Origin of the sequence: Paracoccus chinensis (genome assembly GCF_900102885.1) — a bacterium.
Taxonomy (GTDB): Bacteria; Pseudomonadota; Alphaproteobacteria; order Rhodobacterales; family Rhodobacteraceae; genus Paracoccus; species Paracoccus chinensis.
In genome coordinates this window covers 1-19,819 of the sequence record NZ_FNGE01000029.1, presented here as the reverse complement: position 1 = coordinate 19,819, position 19,819 = coordinate 1, and the positions used below count along the sequence as shown (strand labels likewise).

Annotated in this window: 19 protein-coding genes and 8 pseudogenes; 15 read left to right on the top strand and 12 right to left on the bottom strand. The window is 62.7% G+C overall.

Annotated features, from left to right (window positions below):
• Positions 1-265 (bottom strand): transposase (locus BLQ03_RS16435; protein WP_139166788.1); only part of this gene is annotated, 265 nt, incomplete at its 3' end.
• Here BLQ03_RS16435 and BLQ03_RS16430 point away from each other — a divergent pair.
• The 4 genes and pseudogenes from BLQ03_RS16430 to BLQ03_RS16415 form a co-directional block, all read left to right on the top strand.
• On the top strand, positions 225-689 hold the full coding sequence (locus BLQ03_RS16430; RefSeq protein ID WP_245688986.1) for an ATP-binding domain-containing protein: 465 nt from the start codon (positions 225-227) through the stop codon (positions 687-689). The genes BLQ03_RS16435 and BLQ03_RS16430 overlap by 41 nt on opposite strands.
• A gap of 477 nt (positions 690-1,166) precedes the next feature.
• A complete protein-coding gene (locus BLQ03_RS16425) occupies positions 1,167-1,409 on the top strand; it encodes a FitA-like ribbon-helix-helix domain-containing protein (RefSeq protein WP_090757396.1) in 243 nt (80 codons plus the stop codon).
• An 11-nt stretch (positions 1,410-1,420) separates the two neighbouring features.
• On the top strand, positions 1,421-1,852 hold the full coding sequence (locus BLQ03_RS16420) for a type II toxin-antitoxin system VapC family toxin (protein WP_090757395.1): 432 nt from the start codon (positions 1,421-1,423) through the stop codon (positions 1,850-1,852).
• A 45-nt stretch (positions 1,853-1,897) separates the two neighbouring features.
• Positions 1,898-2,122 (top strand): annotated as a pseudogene (locus BLQ03_RS16415) (restriction endonuclease subunit S); the annotation flags it as partial.
• A 66-nt stretch (positions 2,123-2,188) separates the two neighbouring features.
• Here the strand turns inward: BLQ03_RS16415 and BLQ03_RS16410 are convergent.
• The 3 genes from BLQ03_RS16410 to BLQ03_RS16400 form a co-directional block, all read right to left on the bottom strand.
• Positions 2,189-2,410 carry a hypothetical protein gene (locus BLQ03_RS16410; RefSeq protein ID WP_090757394.1) on the bottom strand — a complete coding sequence of 74 codons (222 nt, stop codon included), beginning with the start codon at positions 2,408-2,410 and terminating at the stop codon, positions 2,189-2,191.
• Positions 2,411-2,486: 76 nt separating this feature from the next.
• Positions 2,487-2,849, bottom strand: a complete 363-nt coding sequence (locus BLQ03_RS16405; protein ID WP_090757393.1) for an H-NS histone family protein — start codon at positions 2,847-2,849, stop codon at positions 2,487-2,489.
• 504 nt (positions 2,850-3,353) lie between these two features.
• The gene (locus tag BLQ03_RS16400; RefSeq protein ID WP_090757392.1) at positions 3,354-4,559 is read right to left on the bottom strand and encodes a helix-turn-helix domain-containing protein; all 1,206 of its coding nucleotides are present in this window, start codon (positions 4,557-4,559) and stop codon (positions 3,354-3,356) included.
• 521 nt (positions 4,560-5,080) lie between these two features.
• Between BLQ03_RS16400 and BLQ03_RS16395 the strand changes: the two genes are divergently transcribed.
• Complete coding sequence (locus tag BLQ03_RS16395; protein WP_090757391.1) at positions 5,081-5,971, top strand: recombinase family protein; 891 nt, start codon at positions 5,081-5,083, stop codon at positions 5,969-5,971.
• 331 nt (positions 5,972-6,302) lie between these two features.
• On the opposite strand, the pseudogene BLQ03_RS19245 reads toward BLQ03_RS16395, so the two are convergent.
• A pseudogene (locus BLQ03_RS19245) lies at positions 6,303-6,452 on the bottom strand (IS256 family transposase); the annotation flags it as partial.
• Between the two features lie 196 nt (positions 6,453-6,648).
• Positions 6,649-6,859: pseudogene (locus BLQ03_RS16385) on the bottom strand (IS481 family transposase); the annotation flags it as partial.
• Positions 6,860-7,244: 385 nt separating this feature from the next.
• Between BLQ03_RS16385 and repA the strand changes: the two are divergent.
• From repA to BLQ03_RS16355, 6 genes and pseudogenes are all read left to right on the top strand, one after another.
• A complete protein-coding gene (gene repA, locus BLQ03_RS16380) occupies positions 7,245-8,450 on the top strand; it encodes a plasmid partitioning protein RepA (protein WP_090757389.1) in 1,206 nt (401 codons plus the stop codon).
• A 218-nt stretch (positions 8,451-8,668) separates the two neighbouring features.
• Entirely contained in the window at positions 8,669-9,517 is an 849-nt protein-coding gene (repB, locus tag BLQ03_RS16375; RefSeq protein ID WP_175558922.1) for a plasmid partitioning protein RepB, read from the top strand.
• Positions 9,518-9,801: 284 nt separating this feature from the next.
• Positions 9,802-11,034, top strand: a complete 1,233-nt coding sequence (gene repC / locus BLQ03_RS16370; RefSeq protein ID WP_090757387.1) for a plasmid replication protein RepC — start codon at positions 9,802-9,804, stop codon at positions 11,032-11,034.
• 418 nt (positions 11,035-11,452) lie between these two features.
• Positions 11,453-12,148 (top strand): annotated as a pseudogene (locus BLQ03_RS16365) (IS5 family transposase).
• A 288-nt stretch (positions 12,149-12,436) separates the two neighbouring features.
• A pseudogene (locus BLQ03_RS16360) lies at positions 12,437-13,084 on the top strand (IS30 family transposase); the annotation flags it as partial.
• A pseudogene (locus BLQ03_RS16355) lies at positions 13,083-13,502 on the top strand (glutathione S-transferase C-terminal domain-containing protein); the annotation flags it as partial. The pseudogenes BLQ03_RS16360 and BLQ03_RS16355, both read left to right, overlap by 2 nt.
• A 41-nt stretch (positions 13,503-13,543) precedes the next feature.
• Here the strand turns inward: BLQ03_RS16355 and BLQ03_RS16350 are convergent.
• Entirely contained in the window at positions 13,544-14,623 is a 1,080-nt protein-coding gene (locus tag BLQ03_RS16350; RefSeq protein ID WP_090757384.1) for a maleylacetate reductase, read from the bottom strand.
• 18 nt (positions 14,624-14,641) lie between these two features.
• Positions 14,642-15,541, bottom strand: coding sequence for a LysR family transcriptional regulator (locus BLQ03_RS16345; RefSeq protein WP_090757383.1), 900 nt, complete (start codon positions 15,539-15,541; stop codon positions 14,642-14,644).
• Here BLQ03_RS16345 and BLQ03_RS19240 point away from each other — a divergent pair.
• Positions 15,432-15,674, top strand: a complete 243-nt coding sequence (locus tag BLQ03_RS19240) for a hypothetical protein (protein WP_425415750.1) — start codon at positions 15,432-15,434, stop codon at positions 15,672-15,674. The genes BLQ03_RS16345 and BLQ03_RS19240 overlap by 110 nt on opposite strands.
• A gap of 124 nt (positions 15,675-15,798) precedes the next feature.
• Positions 15,799-16,053 (top strand): annotated as a pseudogene (locus BLQ03_RS18935) (helix-turn-helix domain-containing protein); the annotation flags it as partial.
• Between the two features lie 29 nt (positions 16,054-16,082).
• Here the strand turns inward: BLQ03_RS18935 and BLQ03_RS16335 are convergent.
• Both BLQ03_RS16335 and BLQ03_RS16330 read right to left on the bottom strand, forming a co-directional pair.
• Positions 16,083-16,610, bottom strand: a pseudogene (locus tag BLQ03_RS16335) (transposase); the annotation flags it as partial.
• Between the two features lie 192 nt (positions 16,611-16,802).
• Positions 16,803-17,039: a hypothetical protein gene (locus tag BLQ03_RS16330; RefSeq protein ID WP_090757382.1), complete on the bottom strand. Its 237-nt coding sequence runs from the start codon at positions 17,037-17,039 to the stop codon at positions 16,803-16,805.
• Between the two features lie 150 nt (positions 17,040-17,189).
• On the opposite strand from BLQ03_RS16330, the gene BLQ03_RS16325 reads away from it, so the two are divergent.
• Positions 17,190-17,924, top strand: coding sequence for a Crp/Fnr family transcriptional regulator (locus tag BLQ03_RS16325; protein ID WP_090757381.1), 735 nt, complete (start codon positions 17,190-17,192; stop codon positions 17,922-17,924).
• Between the two features lie 286 nt (positions 17,925-18,210).
• Here the strand turns inward: BLQ03_RS16325 and BLQ03_RS16320 are convergent, their stop codons facing one another.
• Both BLQ03_RS16320 and BLQ03_RS16315 read right to left on the bottom strand, forming a co-directional pair.
• Entirely contained in the window at positions 18,211-18,624 is a 414-nt protein-coding gene (locus BLQ03_RS16320; RefSeq protein ID WP_245688985.1) for a hypothetical protein, read from the bottom strand.
• Positions 18,621-19,058, bottom strand: coding sequence for a hypothetical protein (locus tag BLQ03_RS16315; protein WP_090757379.1), 438 nt, complete (start codon positions 19,056-19,058; stop codon positions 18,621-18,623). The genes BLQ03_RS16320 and BLQ03_RS16315 overlap by 4 nt, the downstream gene beginning before the upstream one ends.
• A gap of 290 nt (positions 19,059-19,348) precedes the next feature.
• Here BLQ03_RS16315 and BLQ03_RS16310 point away from each other — a divergent pair, with 290 nt between their 5' ends.
• Positions 19,349-19,651: a hypothetical protein gene (locus tag BLQ03_RS16310; RefSeq protein WP_175558921.1), complete on the top strand. Its 303-nt coding sequence runs from the start codon at positions 19,349-19,351 to the stop codon at positions 19,649-19,651.
• Positions 19,652-19,819: the final 168 nt, after the last annotated feature.

Below are 19,819 nucleotides of genomic sequence, written 5' to 3'. Positions count from 1 at the left end.
AGGCAGCCTCACGCAGGATCAGCTTCTCGAGCGTGAGATCGGAGACGGCCTTCCGGAGCCGCTCATTCTCCTTCTCGAGATCCTTCAGCCGTTTCACCTGATCGCTCTTCAGACCGCCGAACTCCTTGCGCCACCGGTAGTAGGTGAACTGGGTCACGCCGATCGAACGCACCGCCTCGGCCACCGACTGGCCTTGCGACACCAGCACGTCGACCTGCCGGAGCTTGGCCACGATCTCCTCGGGTTTGTGCTTCTTCTGGGGCATCCTTCTGTCCTCCATCTGGCTCGAAAGCCTACTTCAGGGAGGACCACTTTTCAGGGGGCAGACCACCGAAGAGGGGGAGGTCACGATCGACTTCGACGGCCGTCCGGTGGTCTTCGGCTTGGGGGAGCTCGACACTGTCGTGCCGGCCTATGCGGCCACGATCCACAAGGCACAAGGGTCCGAGTACCCGGCGGTGGTCATTCCGATGATGACCCAGCACTACGCCATGCTGCAGCGCAACTTGCTCTATACCGGCGTCACCCGGGGCCGGAAGCTGGTGGTGCTGGTCGGCCAGAGGAAGGTCGTGGCTATTGCCGTGAGAAACGTTGCTGGACGACGGCGCTGGACCAAGCTCGGCGAATGGCTCGCCGCGGTGCAGGGTCAAGAAGCGCCGGAAGAATTGCCGTTCCTCCCCCATCGCTGAGCGACGATGCTTTGAAGGTGTTGCCGCTCAGCCCTTGCCGCTGCCTGCACGGGGTGGGGGCAGGATTGCTGCCTGTTCCGGTCCGCAGATGCTCCTGGATCAGCGTCTCCACCGCGGCGGGCAGATGAAAACGGTCACAGGTGGAGTTGGCGGTTCGGAGTAGCCTCGGGAAGTCTGTGACCGTCACCCGGCTGTTGTGGAGGATGCCGTGCCACAACACCGTCAGGCCGCTTTCCGCCCTTTGTGCTGACTGCCACCATCCCGTAGGCAGCACTCAGGCTACCCAAAGGAATTTTGGCTGAATGTCCGGAAAAAGGGTGATTGTCTAACCGTCCTCCAAGGTCGAGTTCTCGACGATGAACTCACCGAAGGCCTGATCAACGTTGAAGTTGGCGATCTTGAAGCAGCCGAGCACCTTGCGTATCTTGATCGCGATGCAATCAATGCTTACGATCAGGCGTATGAAAGGAACCTGACATGGCCAGCATCACGATCCGCAATCTCGATGACAGCCTGAAGCACCGCCTGCGGGTTCAGGCGGCCGAGCACGGCCGCTCCATGGAAGAGGAAGCGCGGGAGATCCTACGCAGGGCTGTCGGAAAAACGGTAACTCCCGGGAACTTGGGTGAGGTCATCCACCGCAGGTTCGCGGCCTTGGGCGGTGTGGAACTCGCCCTGTCGCCACGTGAACCGATGCCCGAACCGCCGCGCTTCGACTGATACGCGGCGCAATGCTTCTGATCGATACTAATGTCATTTCGGAGTTGATGCGCTCGGACCCTGCTCCGGCCGTTCTGGAGTGGTTCGGCAGGCAGAACGCGGCTGATCTGCATCTCAGCGCGGTGGGAGAGGCGGAGCTGCGACGAGGCGCGGCCCTCCTGCCGATGGGCAAGCGCCGTGACCGTCTGATGGCAGAGATCGACGCCATGATCCTAGAGGACTTCGCGAGTCGAGTGCTGCCCTTTGACAGCGCCGCTGCCGTCGCTTTCGCCGCCATCTTCGTGGAGCGACGCACGGTTCGCCGGCCGATCAGTTTTCCCGACTGCCAGATCGCCGCGACTGCCCGCGCCCACGGCGCGGCAATCGTCACGCGCAACGTGAGTGATTTTGAAGGCTGCGGCATCCCCGTGATCAATCCCTGGACCTCCCCGGCAGGTAACTGATCGACATGGACAAACGCAGCCTCTCGGAACGCTACGACAGGCACGGCTCAACCGTCTGCTGCACTCAAGCCGTTGCGTAACTTTCTAATTCCACTTCCACCCCTCGCCGAGCAACATCGAATTGTAGCCAAGGTCGACGCCGTTATGGCTCTCCGCAATCGGCTAGAGGCCGCCCTCGCTCAAGCCGACGCGACCCGCGCACGCCTGCTTGAGGCTCTACTCCACGAAACACTTCTTCCCAGCATGCCCGAGATGGCGGCTGCGGAGTGAACGGAAGCGCTCAGGTCAGCCTGGGTTGTGGGTGCTTCTATATGAATGTCCGCAACAGATATTGCCCTACCGGCTTAGCAAAACCAGGGCATCCACCATCCGGATGAAATCGTCCGTCGCCAGGCCACGCCAGCGTTCGCCCTCGTCATAGGAGTTTTCGATCCGCTGCCGCTCGACTTTCTCCAGAAGTCGGACCGAGGCGTTCATGCTGGCAATCTCGCGCTCGCAATAGCTGATCGCCGCTGCCAGCAGCTCAGTCAGCGCTGCCCTGTCTTCCGCCCCGGTCATCTGTGCCCGGCCTCATTCTGCCTGGCGATAGACCAAGGCAGGAAAGGGGCACGGCGGAAGCGGCGCCCCTCCAGTCTCACGCGGCGAGGTCCTCAAGGGTGCGGCCGGAGTCCAACGCCTCATTGATCCACTGCGGGCGACGGCCACGACCGCTCCAGGTCTGCTCGGGATTGTCGGGGTTGACGTATTTCACAGCGCCACCCGTGCTGCCGGCGTCGGTTTTCCGGCCCCTGCCCGCTTTTCCGTTGCCCAGCAGATCGACCAGCTTGAAGCCGTGCTCCCGGGCCGCCTGCTCGGCCGCGGAAATGGCCTCCTGCCGCTTGCGCGTCTCATAGCTCGCGATGGCGCGATCCACGGTCTTTCGCAGATCCTTGAGTTCGTCGATGTCGAGGCTGTCCAGCTTCTCGGACAATTCCGTCTTTTGATCTTCTGCGTCCATCCGTTCGGTCTCCTTTTTCTTATTGGGAACAGCGACAGCTTCGCGAAGGCTTCGCTCACCATATATTTTCCCCGGATTCAAGAATTCAATGTGCGCAGCTCAACTGAAAGCTGTGGACAGGAGATTCGGACCTGCCGTCTCGCCGCACCCTCATTCCGGTCAGGTTGCGGCCTTCTCTCCCCGCCCCGTGGCAGCTGTGGGCGCGTTTCCTGACCGGCAGCACGTCATCCCCAGAGCGCCTGTGCTGGAGCCCTCGGCCAGGATCGGTGACATCGTGCGGGCGGCGCTTGGCCGTGGCGCTCAGGTCTATGCGGTGAAGATCAGCTCGTCGGCCGCAGCGCTTGCATCCGCGGCTCCAACCGGGAGGAACCGTCAGGAGGGCCGCAGCGCCTGCACCTGGTCGGTCCAGGCCTTCTTCGATCACCCTGCACCCTCTCTCTCTCGATGAGCCATGGTACGCCGGCACGTGCTGCGTGATCCCGGCCCTGAACGCGCCCGGCTTCCTTATTCCGTCTGCCCTCGGGACCCGCCCACCCTCCGGACCACTTCGTCCAACCCTGCCATCGCTGCATCCAGGTCCGACATGATGCGGTCGAGCCTCTCCTCGTCGAACTGCTCGCGGAGCCGTCCAGGCCGAGCCTCGATCTCCCGGGCATCCTCGCTATCCTGGGCCGCAGTCGCCGGATGTTCGGCCCTGCGGAACTGGCGCGCGCTGGCCGAGGGGGTCATCCGAGTCGCCAATGAGGGCAGCGCCCAGAAGCGCGCGGCGCGCCTGCCCGTCAGGTTGACGAGACAGCCGGCCTCGACAAGCTCGCCGATCAGCGCGAGCGCTGTCCGGCGCGTCACGCCCAGGCGATCGATGACCATGGCCGAGTTGACGACAGGCTGCGCCTTCAGGAGCTCGATGAGATCGGGTAGCCGCGACCGGCCAGAGGCCGCCCCGACCATGGATTCAAGCCGCGCCAGTTCGTGACGGAGGGTGCCGAGATGGCCGAGATCCTGGGAAAGGTTCCGGGAGGCCGCTTCCAGGAAGGTCCTCAGCCCGGAAAGGGGTGACCAGAGGCGAAAGCCGTTGCGGGTGAGCGCCACCGAGGGAGCAAGGATCCATTCCGCCTCTGCCGGCATGAGGATCGCTCCATCGGCGTCCTCCTCCTCAGGCCAGCCTCCGCGACCTTCCGGTGAAAGCCCACGTAGATGGCGCGCGGCGCCCTCAACAGCCATGAAGATGAGCCTCTCGGCCGCAGGGCTCGCCCGGCGCGATCGGAAGGCATAGTTCGCCGCGGCACGCCATGCTGCCAGGATCGGGACATGGACCCAGGCGCGACCAGCCTCGACGACCCGCGGCAGCTCGGAATCCTCCAGCACGTCGGTCTCGTCTATCGGCTGGCCGAAGGGCGTGGCTGCGGCCTCGATGCGTCGGATCGTCTCGATGGGCGTACTGAAGGGATCACCGGGCCTCTTGGCGACAGCGAGGATCCGCAGCGCCATCCCGGTCGCCCGCGCATCTTCCTCGATGGCCATGTTGCCGGTCAGGCGCAGCACCATCCCTGGCGTCGAGATCCTCTCCCCCTCCAGGCCCACCGATGCTGCCGCTTCCAGCAGGCTTGCCTCCATGCGCCAGAGGCGCGCCAGGGCGAGGTCTGCCAGCAGGATCCCCTCGAGCCTTCCGGCAAGGGCTTCGGAGCGAAGCAGGAGTGAACCGATATCCATCTGAAATCAATCATCCTGGCGTTCAAAGATTACTTTTAAACCCCTTAATCTCCACTTGCATAGTGGTTTTGCTGTTATGAGATCTGGTGCCGTACCCGCAAGCTGGCGGAACGTGTCTGACAAGGTGACCAGGTTCCGGCACATGGCGGGCGAGGAAGGCTGAGCCCCCTGCCCTGCCGGGCTTTCGGGAGCGATGCGGGACAAAGGTCGCCTAGCAGCAGGACGCTACCGGCGTTCACAAACGGCCGTTTTGTGATGCCTTGTTGAATTGCAAATTGCTGCGAGAGCGCTATCATCACGGGAAACCCAAGCCGCAGGACGGGCATCGAAGGTGGCGATGGGCCATGAAGACCAGACGAGATCAGGCCAAGTCGGCAATGAGATGCCAGCGGGCCTCCTCAAGGCAGCCATCAGCTGTCCGGTGGCATCGTTGACTGCCTCGGCCTGGGCCTTCGTCACGGCAGCAGACTCTAGCGCAACCGCGCTGCCACGTGTGATGGCATGAAACCCGAGAGCGCCTCATGCTGATCGGCTACGCTCGCGTCTCGACGGGAGAGCAGACGACGGATCCGCAGATTGCGGAGTTGCGAGCGGCGGGTTGCATGGACATCCGCTCGGAGACGGGATCCGGCGGCTCACGTGCCCGCCCGGTCCTTGCGCGGCTGATACGCGAGATCAAGGGCGGGGACACGCTGGTCGTGGTCAGGATCGATCGCCTGGCACGCTCGCTGTCACACCTTCTTGAGGTGATCGAAGCGGTCGAAGCGCGCGGCGCGCATTTCCGCTCGCTCCATGACCCGATCGATACAGCCAGCCCGCAGGGCAAGTTCACCCTCCAGGTGCTGGGTGCCGCGGCCGAGTTGGAGCGGGCACTGATCCGCGAGCGGACAATGGCCGGGCTGGCGTCTGCCCGGGCCGCCGGACGGGTCGGCGGGAACCCGGGGCTGCGGCGTGGCGACAGCGTGGCCCGGCGCATGGTCGCCCGCGCTCGGGACGAGAGCTATTTCGCGAAGCTCGAAGCCAATGCCCAGGAGTGGGTTCCCCTGGTGCGCCGCCATCGTCCGGACATGCCCTGGCAGGACCTCGTCCGCATCATCAACGCCCGGCGCGACCAAGGCGCACCGGCCTGGACCGTCGAGCGGCTCCGCCGCGCTGTTGCCCGCTTTGTGCGCGAGGGTCTGCTCCCGAAGACCGTCCTCGAACGGGCGCGCCCGGCTGCGACCAACGACCGGCTTCTCGCGATCGTCGCTGCGATCAAGGGGGCGGATCCGGAGATCACGTTGCAGGGGATCGGCCGGCGCCTGGACGAGATGCGGGAGCGCACACCCCGTGGGCAGAACACGTGGCAGCCCTCCAGCGTGAAGATGCTGGTCGACCGCGCGCGAGAGCAGGGATTGCTGGGTCGCGATTAGGGGCATCAATTGCTCTGTTGAAGCCTTCGGGTGGGGATCGTGTTTGGCTGCCGTCGGAGGTAAAACCGCAGCGAGGCCGTGATGCGCACCATGACAAAGTCCGTCCTCCAAGTCGCCCGTGACGCCCTGGCGGCCGGTGAGGTGGCTCTTCCGACTTCCGCCAGCGCTTCTCCCGGCATGACTACACGCGGCCACAGCTCTTTGCCCTGCTGGTGCTGCGGCGGTTCCTGAGAACGGATTATTGCAGCATCGTGATGCTTGCGGGCGAGTGGCGGGAGCTGCGTGAGGCGCTCGGCCTGACCCAGGTGCTCACTACTCCACGTTGGCCTCTGCCGCGTCGCGGCTGATGACCCGCGCCGATCAGGCCTTCGATATCGGCTTCCATGATCAGCTGCAAGACAGCCTCGGCAATGGAGCGCAGGAGCTCGCCCCGATCGTGTTTTGCCAGAAGCTCGGACAGGTCCATGTTGGTCTTGGTCATCGGGGTCTCGGTGCGGTCTGTGGTCGAAGTCGCCAAACTCCACCTCGAGCAAACACCTCGATGACCACCCGGGATCACACCGTTGACGTCGCGGAAATTACACCAGCTCCTCGGACACTAACGTCATTTACGGCCGCCACATTCGCGAACGACGCCATCGCTACCCCTGAGACATCGATCAGGGTGTCAGGACCTGCCCCATGGGGTAGCGTTTGAACCGCTGCCGTTTCGGCTTGTCACCCTCCATCAGGCAGACGCGAGATGCCGTGCCGTTGAAGACACCGATGCAGCGCTGAACGGGCCAAGTGTGGGATCAAGGGCTACAGAGCGTAGCATCACTTGTCCGGCGGCAGGAGCGTGTGACGCCGGAAGGCGACGACCATCATTTCTTCCGCTTCGGTCAAGACGATACCCAACCGGATGCCGAGCTGCGAGCGAGGCGCAGGGCCAGGCAATGATCGCGGCGTGACCTGTCGTCAGGCATGCTGCGTGATCCATCACGCATGGATCGTGGATGCCCGCGAATCGGACCGTGCGGAAGGTGACGCGTTGCAGGGCAAGACACGCCCAATGGCAGGGAAGTTATCCACAGATTCAGTGTCCAAGCGGATCGTGTAGCGCAATTTCTACACTGACTCCGCCCGAAGGAGAGACGCAACAGTGAAATAGCTTGTCAGGGCTTCCGCATTAATGCCAAGTGAGGCAGAGCGATGCACGTCGATAATAACGGTCGGCGCCCTATTTACGCACTCACAGCGTGAGACAGGGACAGAAGCTGGCAGGAGCGTGGGCATGGACGAAGTGGACACCATTATCGGGCAGCCGCCTAGCGACAACATCTTTGCCGACCTGTGCCAAGATGACGAGAGGCTGAGGCAGTCTCTCGAGAAGCACATGCGCAACGTCTTCGCGCCGGAGGTCCGCAAGGAAATGCGGACCTTCAGCGCATCAGAAGCCGCGGCCCTGATCGGCGTGACCGTATCGAATCTCCGTAAGCTGCATCATGATGGCAAGATCCCCGATGTCGAGCAGGACAGGCGCGGTTATCGCAACTACAGCGCCGCGAACATCGATGCCATTCGTGTCACCCTGGCGCGGAGCGCCCGTGATCCGCTCCAGTATCTTCCTGGTCGCAGGCCGGGCGAGCATCTGCAGGTCCTGACATTCAGCACCTTCAAGGGTGGATCGGCCAAAACCACGAGCAGCATCCACACGGCGCAGCGTCTCGCGCTCAAGGGATATCGCATCCTCTCCATCGACATGGACCCGCAGGGCTCGCTCACGACGATGATGGGCCTGATGACGGATCTCGAACTGGGCGAGATGCCGACCATCTATGACGCAATCAAATACCAGGATCAGCTGCCAATGCGGGAGGTGGTCCGCAAGAGCTATTTCCACAAGCTTGACATCGCCCCCGCCGGTCTCATCCTCTCCGAGTTCGAGACCGAGACCCCCCGCTACATGGGCCGGCAGGATGTCGTCCCCTTCTATCTCCGACTGCGTGCGGCGATCGACCAGGTGGCGGATGACTACGACATCGTGGTCATCGACTGCCCGCCCCAGCTCGGTTACTTGACCCTCTCATCGCTGGTCGCCGCTACAGGGCTGATGATCACGATCATTCCCAACATGCTGGATGTGGCCTCTCTCAGCCAATATCTGTCGATGGCCACCTCTGTGCTGCAGGTCGTCTCCAACCACGGCTTTCAACTCAGATACGATTTCCAGCGCTACCTGCTCTGCCGCTATGAGCCTTCGGATGCTCCGCAAGCGCAGATGTCTGGCTTCCTGCGCTATGTCTTCGGCACCCGCCTGATGACCGAGGTCTTCCTCAAGTCGACCGCTGTCTCCGACGCCGGGCTGCGGCAGATGACTCTTTACGAGATCAGCCGTGCGGAGGTGAACAAGCAGACGCTCGACCGTGCCCTCGACTCCATCAACCAAGTTGTGGACGAACTGGAGCGGACCATTCACAAGGCATGGGGGCGCAGCTGATGGCACGCAGGGTCCGGCCCAACATCTTCGGCTCGATCATGGACGGAACGGCCGATGCCGAGCCACCGGCCCAACTGCGGATGCCTGATCCGGCACGTCCTGCAAGCGTTCCCGTCCCCCCTGCCCCACTGGCTCAGGCAGAGAATAGGTCAACCGCCATTCCCGCGGCTTTCCATCGGGGGCCTGTAGCGGCGCTGGAGAATGACCTTCGGCAGAGCATGAGCCAGACGCTCCGGGACATCGATACTGCCCTCATCGATCCGAGCCCCTTCTCCGACAGGATCGCGATCTCGGAAGATGACATCCAGGACCTCCGGGACTCCATCGAGCGGAGCGGCCTACGGGTTCCCATCCTGCTGAGGCCCAATCCCGAGAAGCCGGGCCGCTTCATCATCGTCTATGGCCGGAGGCGCCTTGCGGCGCTGAAGTCGCTTGGCATGCCTGCGCGAGCCATGATCCGGGACATGAGCGACGTTGATTCAATCCTAGCCCAGGGTCAGGAGAACAACGCGCGACTCGACCCATCCTTCATCGAGAAAGCGCTCTTTGCCGCTTCCCTCGAGGCAGCGGGCTATGAGAGCAGGGTCGTGATGGAAGCCTTAAACGTCAATAAGGCTTACCTATCTCATATGCGACGGGTTGTGACAAATATTCCGGTCAACGTGATCTACCAGATCGGTTCGGCTCATGGTGTTGGATGGAAGAAGTGGCATGAAGCCGTGGACTTGGTTTTGAAGGATGGTGTCGACCCAGCCATACCCGAAGGCCTCTTCGACCAAGACCCTAATAAAGACACGCACTTCTTGCTTTGGCTGAACCATCTGAGACGATCAGTGGCACGGAAGCTTCCAGCGTCGCAGCCATTTGATAAAAATAGAGAAAGACGAGCGCGGCCGGTTTTTACCCGTGACGGGAAGACAAGGATCGGCGAGGTCCGGCGCAATGGCAGGGCCGTTCATCTCTGCGCGGATCCTCGCGAAACGGATTTTACCCGCTGGCTCGATGCCAAGGGGGAAGAGCTGCTGGCTCGCCTTTATGGTGAGTGGGTGGAGGCGGACCGGGGCTAAGGCTCCGGTTTACCAGGTAAACCAAGACTGAAACGAGCAAAGGAGGCACGAACAGAGAGCCATAAAAGGACAGCGCCCCCCGAGAATATCCCGGAGAGCCCTACACGAACTTTGCACCTCTTGTGTAGCTCCTCCCGGAATCTGTGTCAACAACGCCGCCCCGGCGAGCGGAGAAGATTTGCCTATCGAAGTGGCGATTTCGACCTTCTGAATGGCGAATCTAACCCCGTTTACCAGGTAAACCGTGGGGATCTCGCCCATACGGCATCTCTCGTGATGAGCAGATGGCACTTGGACGATTCAACTTGGCCTTAGCCGAGCCGACTGCGCATGCCGATTCGCTATCTTCGTGGGACCGGCAATCTATCCAGGCGCTGATCAAGGACCTGCAGGAAGTAGCAAATGACCTTGGCCTGAAGGACAGGCACATTCGCCTCCTGACGTCCTTAGCCAGTTTCATCCGGGAGTTTACCTCGGACTACCGGCCGATCGTCTTCGCATCCAACGAGGCGCTGTCGCGGCGCACGGCCGGCATGCCTGTTTCCACCCTGCAGCGGACCCTCCGAGAACTCTGCTCTTTGGAACTGGTCGAGCGCAACCTCTCACCCAACGGAAAGCGTTATCCACATCGTGGAATCAGCGGCAAGATCATAGAGGCCTACGGAATCGACCTCAGCCCCTTGCTCCGGCGCGCTACCGAGATCCGGAGCCTGTTGAAGCACGTCCAAGAGCGTAGGATCAGGATCAGGTTGATCCGAGATCGCCTTTCCTTGCTGCGGAACAGGTTCCCAGAGGACGCACCGGAACAGGTTGCAATCCGTAACCATCTACGGCGTCAGCATAGATGTGCCTTGGAGCTCGAGGCAACGTATCGGGTCTATGCAGAGGCAGCCGAAGCCCAGGACGCAGAGATCGAAATCACCGGGCAAACCGGCTCCAAGTTTGCGCAGGTAGGCTTTCAGTCGGCACAAGATGACAACGCCCCGGGTGCACCTCCTGTGCAAGCTTCGGCAACCACTAGAGATGAGCCACGTGACACCGGAACAGCATTTTTGACATGCAATGAACGTCAGAATGACACGCACTATCAGAGTTCAATACTGAGAATCTATGAATCTGAAGAGCTGCAGAGAGATACTGTGGATAATCGTGCTGGCCACGCTGAGACAACAGATGAAGCTTTGACAGCAAGGGAACTGGTTCAGTCATGCCCGGAAGCACTCAGCTATGCAGCTGGTAAACTCGAGAGCTGGATGGATCTGCATAACTTAGCAGTGATGTTGGCTCCGATGATAGGTATCGGCGACCAGCTCGCCAAGCGGGCAATGGAGGCACTTGGCCTTCAGGGCTTCACCACGACCGTGCTCTGCCTGGTTCAGAAGTTCGGTGTTATCCGCAACCCTGCAGCTTACCTGAGTCGTCTTCTGGCGCCCAAGGGCCAAGTCTATTCACCAAAGCGGTTTTTGCGGAGCATTGCTGGAGCACGTTCTTCTCCGACGGCATCTGCTTTATCGTGACCAAGCGCCTCATCCGGTTTACCCCAGTCTACGGTCAGCACCGTTGGAGAAGGCAGTACATACCATCGTCAGCAGCCTCGCCGTCACTCATGCTTCTCCGCGAGTGATGGCTCTGATCATCACGGGTGGGATTAAGATGAAGGCACCACTAACACTGTGACGCCGTGCCCAAGCAATCGACAGTTTACTAGTAAACACCTTCAGATCTCCCACAGCATCACGCTCAACAGGTTCATGCTGAACTAAGGATGGAAGCCGAAGCTCCGACCCCCGACGACGGCGCCGACAACCTCCACGAATTACCTGACGGTCCACGACCACAAATTTCGACGAGTTCGGAAAGACCCCCCGTCCTTTTGTTGTGTTGAAGAAAGGGATTCACCGGGCGCGCCGATCGTGATTCAAGCGGGTATCTGTAATGGAGGCGAGCGGGCCACGAGACCTGATGTCAGATGATGAGTGGGCGTTCTTTGAACGCTTCATCATGACTGTGCAGTCCCCAAACGGACGCAAGCGCACGGACGGGCTCGCCTGGGCTCGACCTGCGCGAGGAGTTCGGCAAGTGGTCGTCCGTCTGCCGCCAGTTCCGACGCTGTACTCTCGCGAGGCTGTGGGAGCAGATCTCAGAGGCGCTCAATGAAAGCCGGATTGCGCCGAATGCGCTGCAGATGATCGACAGCACCGTGGTTTGTGCCCCTCATCAGGCAGCGGGCGCAACAGGGCGACTCCACGACAAGGTTTCGGCCGCTCAAGAGGTGGGTTCACGACCAAGATCCACCTGCGCGTCAATGCGGCAGGTCTGCCCACGAGAACCAAGATCACGGCGGGGCAGACATCGGATTACCTTGGCTTCGATCTGGTCATAGCCGACAACTTGCCGGAGCCGAGAGTCTTGATCGCGGACCGCGGCTACGACTCTGACCACATCCGCAAGACCATGGAAGTGCGCGACGTTCTGCAAGGCATTCCGGTGCGCAAAACTCGAAAGCTCCGGGTGGCGGTCGACGCTCGCCGAGCGGTGCTTCAACAAGCTGAAAAACGCCGCGTTGCCAGGCGTTACGACAAGAACGCCGATAGCTTTCTCGGCTTCATCGACATTACGAACCGCTTTTAGCTCCGCTATTTGCCAACATGACCTAGCTGTAGGACGGACTGCTGGATGCGGCTTATGTCCAGCATTTACAGCGCGGGCAGGTGCTGTTTGAGCACGAGGATGATGCTCAAGGTGTCCACAGCGTAGAATGCGGGGGCGTCTCCGCACGCCGCCACAAGTGCCATAGACAGTCGTCACCGATACGAGCATCATGTATCTTACATAAGACATATTACAGAAGTCGCACCTTATACGCGGGTGGATTCCATTCTGAAACGCGACAGCCCTATTCTAGCTGGCGTTTGCGGCATGGAGGACCGGACCTTGGCACCCCACCTCACCCTCGACGAGCGGCGCATCCTGGCCAGGCTTCTGCACCAGAAGATCAGCATCGCGCAGATCGCGGCGCATCTTGGCCGTCACCGCTCGACCATCCATCGCGAGATCAGGCGCAACTTCTGGCATGATCCCGAGGTGCCGATGGCCACGGGCTACTGGCATGTGACGGCCCAGCAGCTTGCGGCGGCGCGGCGCGCCCGGCAGCGCAAGCTGATCCGGCATCCAGGCCTGCGCGCGGCCGTGCTCGACCGCCTCCAGGAAGGCTGGTCGCCCGAGCAGATCGCCGGTCGGCTGAAGCTTGCAAGCAGTCGGCCGCGGGTTTGCCACGAGACGATCTACCGCTATGTCTATTCGGCGGACGGACAGTCCCAGGAACTGGCCCGTCATCTTCCGGCGCGCCGCCGTCAGCGCAAGCCGCGCTACGGCCGCAAGCCCAGGAGCCTCGTCTTCCCAGGGAGATGCAGGATCCGGCATCGCCCGGCTGCGGTGAACCGACGGGAGGATTTCGGCCATTGGGAATGCGACCTGATGATCTTTCGCAAGGAGCACGGCTCAGCGAATGTCGCCTGCATGGTTGAACGGGTGAGCCGCTACACGGTGCTGTGGCGCAACAACGATCTATGACACCGTGAACAACGGCGTCTACAAGGCCGGCTTCGCGACCACGCAAGCGGCCTACGACGAGGCGATCCATCCGCTGTTCGAGAGCCTCAATTGGCTTGAGGAGCTGCTGTCGCGGCAGCGCTATCTCACGGGTGACCGCCTGACCGAGGCCGACTGGCGGCTCTTTACCACCGCCGTGCGCTTCGACCTGGTCTATCACACGCATTTCAAGTGCAACCGCAAGTGGCTGCGGGACTACCCGAACCTGTGGGGCTGGACGCGTGAACTCTACCAGTTTCCCGGAGTGGCCAAGACGGTCCACTTCGACCACATCCTCCGGCACTATCACTGCAGCCACCCAACGATTAACCCCTACGGGATCATCCCGATCAACCCGGTGATCAACTGGTCCGAGCCGCACGGTCGCCGCTGAGGGATCTGCTGGCGGTTCTCCGGTGCGATCCAGGCATCTCGTCACCGGGGCGGGCCGGTCTCGCCTGCCCATGCCGCCCTGAGTAGCCCGAGGATCTCGTCCCGCACCAGCGGTCGGGGGTTCCAGTAGGCGGCCTCCATTGCCAGGTCGGCGGCGCGGCCGAGGTCGGCCTCGGCCATCCCCAGATCACGCAGGGCGCGCGGCGCCCCGACCTGATCGGCGAAGGCGGCCAGCCCCCGGCCCACATCGGCATCGCCGAAGATCTCGCGCACGGGGTCGAGCAGCGCCCCCGCCGCGCTTGCGTTGAAGCCGATGGTGTGGGGCAGCATCACCGCATGGGTTTCCGCATGCGGCAGCCCGAAGGACCCGCCGAGCACATGGCAGAGCTTGTGGTGCAGTGCCATGCCGACCTGCCCCAGCACCGTGCCGCAGAGCCAGGCGCCGTAAAGCGTCTCGCCCCGCGCCCGCAGGTCCTGCGGATTGCGACAGACCGCTGGCAGTGCCTTGTGGAAGGCACGCAGCCCCTCGGCGGCAAACAGCGCGGCGAGCGGGTTGCTGTCGCGGGCGTAGAGGCCCTCGGCCGCATGGGCCATGGCGTTGAGCGCGCTCGCCACCGTGATCGGCACCGGCAGGGAACGCACCAGTTCGGCGTCATAGAGGATGACCTGCGGCTGCACCCTCGGGTCGGTCAGCGTGGTCTTCCGCCCGCCCTCGGTCTGGCCGAGGACCGGCGTCGCCTCGCTGCCGGCATAGGTGGTCGGCAGCACGATCTGCGGCAGGCCCGTCCGCAGAGCCAGCGCCTTGCCGAGACCGATGGTCGAACCGCCTCCGATCGAAACGAGACAGTCCGCCTTCAGTCGGTCAAACTTCTCCAGAGCGGCTTGCGTCACCGAAACCGGCGTATGCATCTCGGCCAGCGGCACGATGCCCGCGGCAAGCTGGCCGATATCGCCGGCCAGTTCCTCGGCCATGCCGCGCTTGCCGGGTGTCGAGAGAACCGCCGCACGGGCGCAGCCCAGCCGCTCGATCTCGGCCCCCGTGTCGCGCCGAACGCCGGGGCCGAAGCGCAGCCGCAGGGCGGGCTGGGACAGGGCGAACTCGGGTTGGAAGGACGACGACATTGGCACCTCTTTCTCCCCTCACAGGGGCCGGGTTTCTCGGACATAGGTCTCGAAGAAGTCCGAGAAGGTCGCGACCTTCAGCGGCAGCCGCTCATAGGGCGGGTAATAGAGGGTGAGCCAGATCTCGGGTGCCGACCAGCCGGGCAGGACCTCGGTCAGCCGCCCGGTGGAAAGCTCCTCCTCGACGATGAAGCGAGGCAGAAGCGCGATCCCTTCCCTATTCAGGGCAAGCTGCGCCAGCACGTCGCCGTTGTTAGTGCTGAAGCGACCCGTGGCCCGGTGGTTGCGGCGGGAAGGTCCGTGCGACAGCTCCCAGACCTCGTCGCGGGCATCGGAGCGGTAGCTGAGGCAGGTGTGGCCCGCCAGATCGGCAGGATCCGCGGGTGTGCCATTGGCCGTCAGATAAGCGGGCGCGGCAACCAGAACCCGGGGCACCGGGCTGATCTTGCGCCAGATGGTGGACTTGTCGTCGCGCGGCCCCGAGATGCGGATGGCGAGGTCGTAGTCTTCCTCGACGATGTCCACGAAGCTGTCCGACAGGTTCAGCGCCACATGCGTCTGCGGATAAAGCGTCGCGAACTGCGACAGCACCGCAGGCAGCACCCGCATTCCCAGGGACAGCGGCGCGCTGACCCGGATCAGGCCCGAGGCGATCCCCTGCGCCTCGCGCGTCTCCTGCGCGGCCTCGGCCAGCCCCTCGGCCAGGGGCGCCACGCGGGCGGCATAGACTGCGCCTGCCGAGGTCAGCGAGACCTGCCGCGTGGTGCGGACCAGAAGCTGCACGCCCAGACGATCCTCGAGCGCGGCGATGGTTCGGGTGACGGAGGCCGGGGTCAGGCCAAGCTGCCGGGCGGCGCCGGCAAAGCTCTGCTGCTCGACGATGGCGAGGAAGACGCGGATGGATTCCAGTTCGCCCATGTGCCGATCATTACGTCATACGCAACGGTTAATGCAAGACTGTAGCTGTTCTGGTGAATGGCCGGGCGGCGTATATCGGGCTCGGACAACGACCCTGAGCAAGCCACCGAACATGATCAGCGCATGGGGTTAGAAGTCCAATCCCACCCCATCTGACGGAGATAATCATGACGGTCCATAAAAACGTGCAGCGTTCGGTTATTTAACCGAAAGACTGCCGGACCAATGGACAGTAATTCGGTTGTCCGACAGCTGAAATGTCACCGCTGAGCAAAGCAGGAATGTCACTCTCCCGGTTGAAGCATGATCCTCGGGGGACGGACATGGGCTGGCGGGTGATGAGCGAGCGCGAGTTGAACCGGATCGAAGTGCTGTCCGAAGTGGAGACCGGTCGCGTGCGCGCCGAAGATGCCGCCGGCCTGCTCGGCCTGTCCCGGCGGCAGGTGTTTCGGCTGCTGGCGCGGTTTCGGGCGGATGGCCCATCCGGGCTGGCCCACAAGGGACGCGGACGTGCGCCGAACAATGCCATCGGTGTTGCGTGGCGCGCCCAGGTCCTGGACCTGACGCGAAGACCCAGTTCGTTGAGTTCTTCGGTCATGCGTGGCCCTGCCATAGCTGCCCAGGCTGCGGCGATGCTGTTCACGGATATGCGCCAGGATCACCATGTCACGCCGCTGGCGCTGCGACAGCGGCCGCTGCTTCCAGGCCCGGAACCCGCGGTCAGTCACCCCCATCAGGCGGCACAGACGGCTGCGCGGCAGATTGCCACGGTAATTGGCAATGAATTGAAACTTCATGGCTTTTGAGCCGCGAAGAACTGAGCCGCCTTTTTTAGCACCTCCCTCTCCTCGCGCAGTATCCGGTTTTCCTTGCGCAGCCGCTCGTTCTCTCGCAGCAGGTCTGCATCCTGATCCGGCACCTTCGTTTCATCGGAAATCGCCCGGGTCCATTTCCCGAGCGTCGAGAGTCCGATCCCCAGATCAGACGCCACCTGACGCCGTGTCAGCCCGCTGGTGAGCGCAATGCGAACCGCATCCCGCTTGAACTCCTCGCTGCGTGTCGTTGCCATATTCGGTCTCCTTCATGGCGAGCATCGCTCTCAGAAGACCGGAACAGAACCGGGACAGGTCCACTCTGTCTTCAGGCAGCCGGTCAGGGCTGCGATGGCGGAGGTCTCCGCCGTGCCCCGCTGCCGGCACCGTCGTGTTGCATCCGAGATGGAACCGGCATCTTCGCCGTCGAGGTCACCGCCCCCCCCGCGTCACGAGCGTCGAACCGAGTTTCCGCCAGCGATGATCGCATTGATCAAGTCTGCCACGGCCCGGTGCGTTTCCGTTTCGAGTTCGGTGCCGGTTGCGTTCTCATGGGTCGCCGCGGCGTCGCGGAGAAGCCCCACGATCTCGTGCTCCGGCAGCAACCCGCGATCGTTCATGGCAAGCAGGAGGGCCTCACAGATTGAGAGGGCGGCCTGACCTGCGTGCTCGCTCGCCGTTGACATCTAAGTCCCCTTCCTTGGCATCGTGAACCGGGGAGAAGGTCAGGTTCAGATGCATCCGTACTTCTCGCATGAAGTGCTCTATGCTGGACTGATCCAGAGCAGTGTCGGGGCCGATTTCCGCTCCTGGGTCGCGACACGCCGGGAGGCCCCATGACATCAGCAGAGCGCAGCCCGCTTACCCGCAAGCTCTCGGCCTTCGTGGCCCTGTCGGAGGACGAGCTGGCCGTGCTTGAACGACTGCACCAGCGCCGCCGGTCGTTCACCGCGGGGCGCGATATGGTGCATCAGGGACAGTCGGCCCGGGTGGCCTATATCCTGTCGGCGGGTTGGGTCTGTTCCTACAAGCTACAGCCCGATGGGACGCGGCAGATCGTGGATTTCCAGGTGCCGGGGGATTTCCTGGGACTGCGGAGCGTGCTTTTGCGCACCTCGGACCACAGTTTCGAACCGATCGTGGACATCGAGGCTGCCGAAGTGCTGACAAGCGACCTTCTCGAAGCGTTCACGCAGACCCCTCGCCTGGCGACCGCAATTCTCTGGGCAGCGTCAAGGGACGAGGCGATGGTCGTGGAGCATCTCGTAGGGATCGGCAGGCGTGATGCAGGCGCCCGCATGGCGCATTTCCTGCTGGAGCTGGCGTCCAGGCTGGCGCTCGTAGGCATGGGGAGCAAGGAGGGGTACGACTGCCCGCTGACGCAATACCACCTTGCCGATACACTTGGGCTGAGCGCAGTGCACGTTAACCGCGTCCTGCGGCAGCTTCGCGAGGAGGGATTGGTGACCTTCCGGGACGCTCATGTGACGTTTCACGACTATGGCGGGTTGGTGGATCTTGCCGGGTTCGATCCGGCCTACCTGGATCAGACGGGGCCGCTTCTGAAATGAGAGGGCGTTCCGAAAGCAAAACGCGCGTCGACGTGCCAACCTTCGGGAGACCGGCACACCGACACGCGGGTACTCGAAAAAATCCTACTCGGGAAAATGCACCCCAGATAATCGGCGGGCACGTCTCATCTAGCTGATGTCAGGTTGCCGTCGCACTGACGCAGGTTAGTCCGGGCGCGTACCGTTGTAGGCTGCTGTCGGCGGTCAGATGAGCGCGGGTGCCGGTTGCAGGTGGGCACCTTGCACGCGGACGCCTGACCCGACTAACGCAGCGGCAAGGCCTGCCTCAAGTTTCGGTCGTTTGCTCGTGGGAGATTCTCAGCCATCCGTCTTCGTCGTGAAGGTATGTGGAGGCGCAAACTGCCTTGAAGATCGGCATGTCGGCTTTCTCTGCCGAGACACGGTAGGAGAGAAGGGCGATATCACGCCACCGCGTCACTCGCCGCTCGGCCAGCGCGACAGAACGCCAGCCGGTTCTCTCCGGAAGATGGTTCCAGATCTGGTCGCCCTGGAGGATGCCGCGAGGATAGGGGAAGATCATGACGGCGTTGGCCGCTGTCGTCGCCCGCGCGTAGTCCGCGCCGCTGGTCCAGAAGTGTTCCTCCATGTCCCAGAGAACGCCCTGTTCGCGCGGCGACAGCGTGCCGGCCTTGCGGGCCCCATGAGCCAATCTCGCGGCGCGTGGCGAGGAAAGCGTCATTCGCCTGACCCCGACCCCGGCCCCGACCCGCCTACGAACAGCATCTGCAGCAGGACCAAAGCGATCGCGAGTATCGTCCAGATGGCACCGCGGGACGCTGGACGGTCCGGCGCACTCGTTTCATCCGCCTGCATCGAGGAGGGCGTCGGGGGGCTATTCGGCAGCAGCAGGCTCAATTCTCGCGCCACCTTCCCGTGATCGCTCCCAAGCGCAGGAACGTCCCGGAACCTCGACAGCAACAGCCCGAGCCGCGTGCGCGCGGCCTCCCGTTCCAGCGTGACAAGTTCGGCAGTCTCCTTCCAGGGATCGAGGCCGAGCCGCGCAAGCGTCGATAGAACCGTCACGACATATCCGTTCCGATCCTCGCCGACAGGGGCGTAAAGAAATTGTTCGAACTCGGGTGGGTTCGGGTTGAGAATATTGAGTTCGGCCATGGTCGTTCTGTTCCTTGATTGCGGGAGCGCAAGATCTCTCCTGTTTTCCCATGACTACCCCCTGGTCGGTCCCGGCGCCCTAACACAGGTCAGTGCTGCCGACTATCATCAGGGTGTCCGCAACTGCCCCGGCGGCGCGGGTCGCCTCCGATGGTCGGGACTAACATGTATCAGCGCGCGTCGATTGGTCCTGACGTAGAAGAGGAGAAATCGTCCGGCCGTGCCGGCCCTTGATCCATGGGCGCAGACAGAGCCGAGCGACGGATCTGCCAATAGTGCGGGGACCAGAGATGAACATGCGCTCGACCAGATCTACGGTGACGTTCGCGAACGCGTTCACCCTGTCGGGATACTCGGGCGAATTGCCCGCAGGCGACTACGAAGTTCTTGCCGAAGAAGAGCTTCTGCAGGGACTGAGCTTCGAGGCTTATCGACGGGCGGCGACCTACCTGATGGTACGCGGTAACGGCCGAACAGAGATGCGCCGGACCACCGACAGTGACCTGAAAAAGGCGCTGAGTCGGGATCAGGCCAGGACCGAAATGAGCAATCACAGCGATGCGGCGCATTCTCCGCAGGAGGGCTTGAAATGAACACTCCCGAATGGCTCAAACCGGGCCTCTATGGCGCGCTGATCGGCGCGGTATCCGTCGGTGTCGTCGGTTTCACTTGGGGCGGCTGGGTGACGGGCGGAACCGCCAATGACAGGGCACTGGCGATGTCCCGGGGCGATGTCGTTGCCTCCATGGTGCCGGTCTGCC

What these genes read in the sequence shown, in the direction of transcription:
- BLQ03_RS16425 (WP_090757396.1), top strand. Translation starts at nt 1,167, where the DNA reads ATGGCCAGCATCACGATCCGCAATCTCGATGACAGCCTGAAGCACCGC.
- BLQ03_RS16420 (WP_090757395.1), top strand. Translation starts at nt 1,421, where the DNA reads ATGCTTCTGATCGATACTAATGTCATTTCGGAGTTGATGCGCTCGGAC.
- BLQ03_RS16410 (WP_090757394.1), bottom strand. Translation starts at nt 2,410, where the DNA reads ATGACCGGGGCGGAAGACAGGGCAGCGCTGACTGAGCTGCTGGCAGCG.
- BLQ03_RS16405 (WP_090757393.1), bottom strand. Translation starts at nt 2,849, where the DNA reads ATGGACGCAGAAGATCAAAAGACGGAATTGTCCGAGAAGCTGGACAGC.
- BLQ03_RS16400 (WP_090757392.1), bottom strand. Translation starts at nt 4,559, where the DNA reads ATGGATATCGGTTCACTCCTGCTTCGCTCCGAAGCCCTTGCCGGAAGG.
- BLQ03_RS16395 (WP_090757391.1), top strand. Translation starts at nt 5,081, where the DNA reads ATGCTGATCGGCTACGCTCGCGTCTCGACGGGAGAGCAGACGACGGAT.
- repA (WP_090757389.1), top strand. Translation starts at nt 7,245, where the DNA reads ATGGACGAAGTGGACACCATTATCGGGCAGCCGCCTAGCGACAACATC.
- repB (WP_175558922.1), top strand. Translation starts at nt 8,669, where the DNA reads ATGAGCCAGACGCTCCGGGACATCGATACTGCCCTCATCGATCCGAGC.
- repC (WP_090757387.1), top strand. Translation starts at nt 9,802, where the DNA reads ATGGCACTTGGACGATTCAACTTGGCCTTAGCCGAGCCGACTGCGCAT.
- BLQ03_RS16350 (WP_090757384.1), bottom strand. Translation starts at nt 14,623, where the DNA reads ATGTCGTCGTCCTTCCAACCCGAGTTCGCCCTGTCCCAGCCCGCCCTG.
- BLQ03_RS19240 (WP_425415750.1), top strand. Translation starts at nt 15,432, where the DNA reads ATGGTTCGGGTGACGGAGGCCGGGGTCAGGCCAAGCTGCCGGGCGGCG.
- BLQ03_RS16345 (WP_090757383.1), bottom strand. Translation starts at nt 15,541, where the DNA reads ATGGGCGAACTGGAATCCATCCGCGTCTTCCTCGCCATCGTCGAGCAG.
- BLQ03_RS16330 (WP_090757382.1), bottom strand. Translation starts at nt 17,039, where the DNA reads ATGTCAACGGCGAGCGAGCACGCAGGTCAGGCCGCCCTCTCAATCTGT.
- BLQ03_RS16325 (WP_090757381.1), top strand. Translation starts at nt 17,190, where the DNA reads ATGACATCAGCAGAGCGCAGCCCGCTTACCCGCAAGCTCTCGGCCTTC.
- BLQ03_RS16320 (WP_245688985.1), bottom strand. Translation starts at nt 18,624, where the DNA reads ATGACGCTTTCCTCGCCACGCGCCGCGAGATTGGCTCATGGGGCCCGC.
- BLQ03_RS16315 (WP_090757379.1), bottom strand. Translation starts at nt 19,058, where the DNA reads ATGGCCGAACTCAATATTCTCAACCCGAACCCACCCGAGTTCGAACAA.
- BLQ03_RS16310 (WP_175558921.1), top strand. Translation starts at nt 19,349, where the DNA reads ATGAACATGCGCTCGACCAGATCTACGGTGACGTTCGCGAACGCGTTC.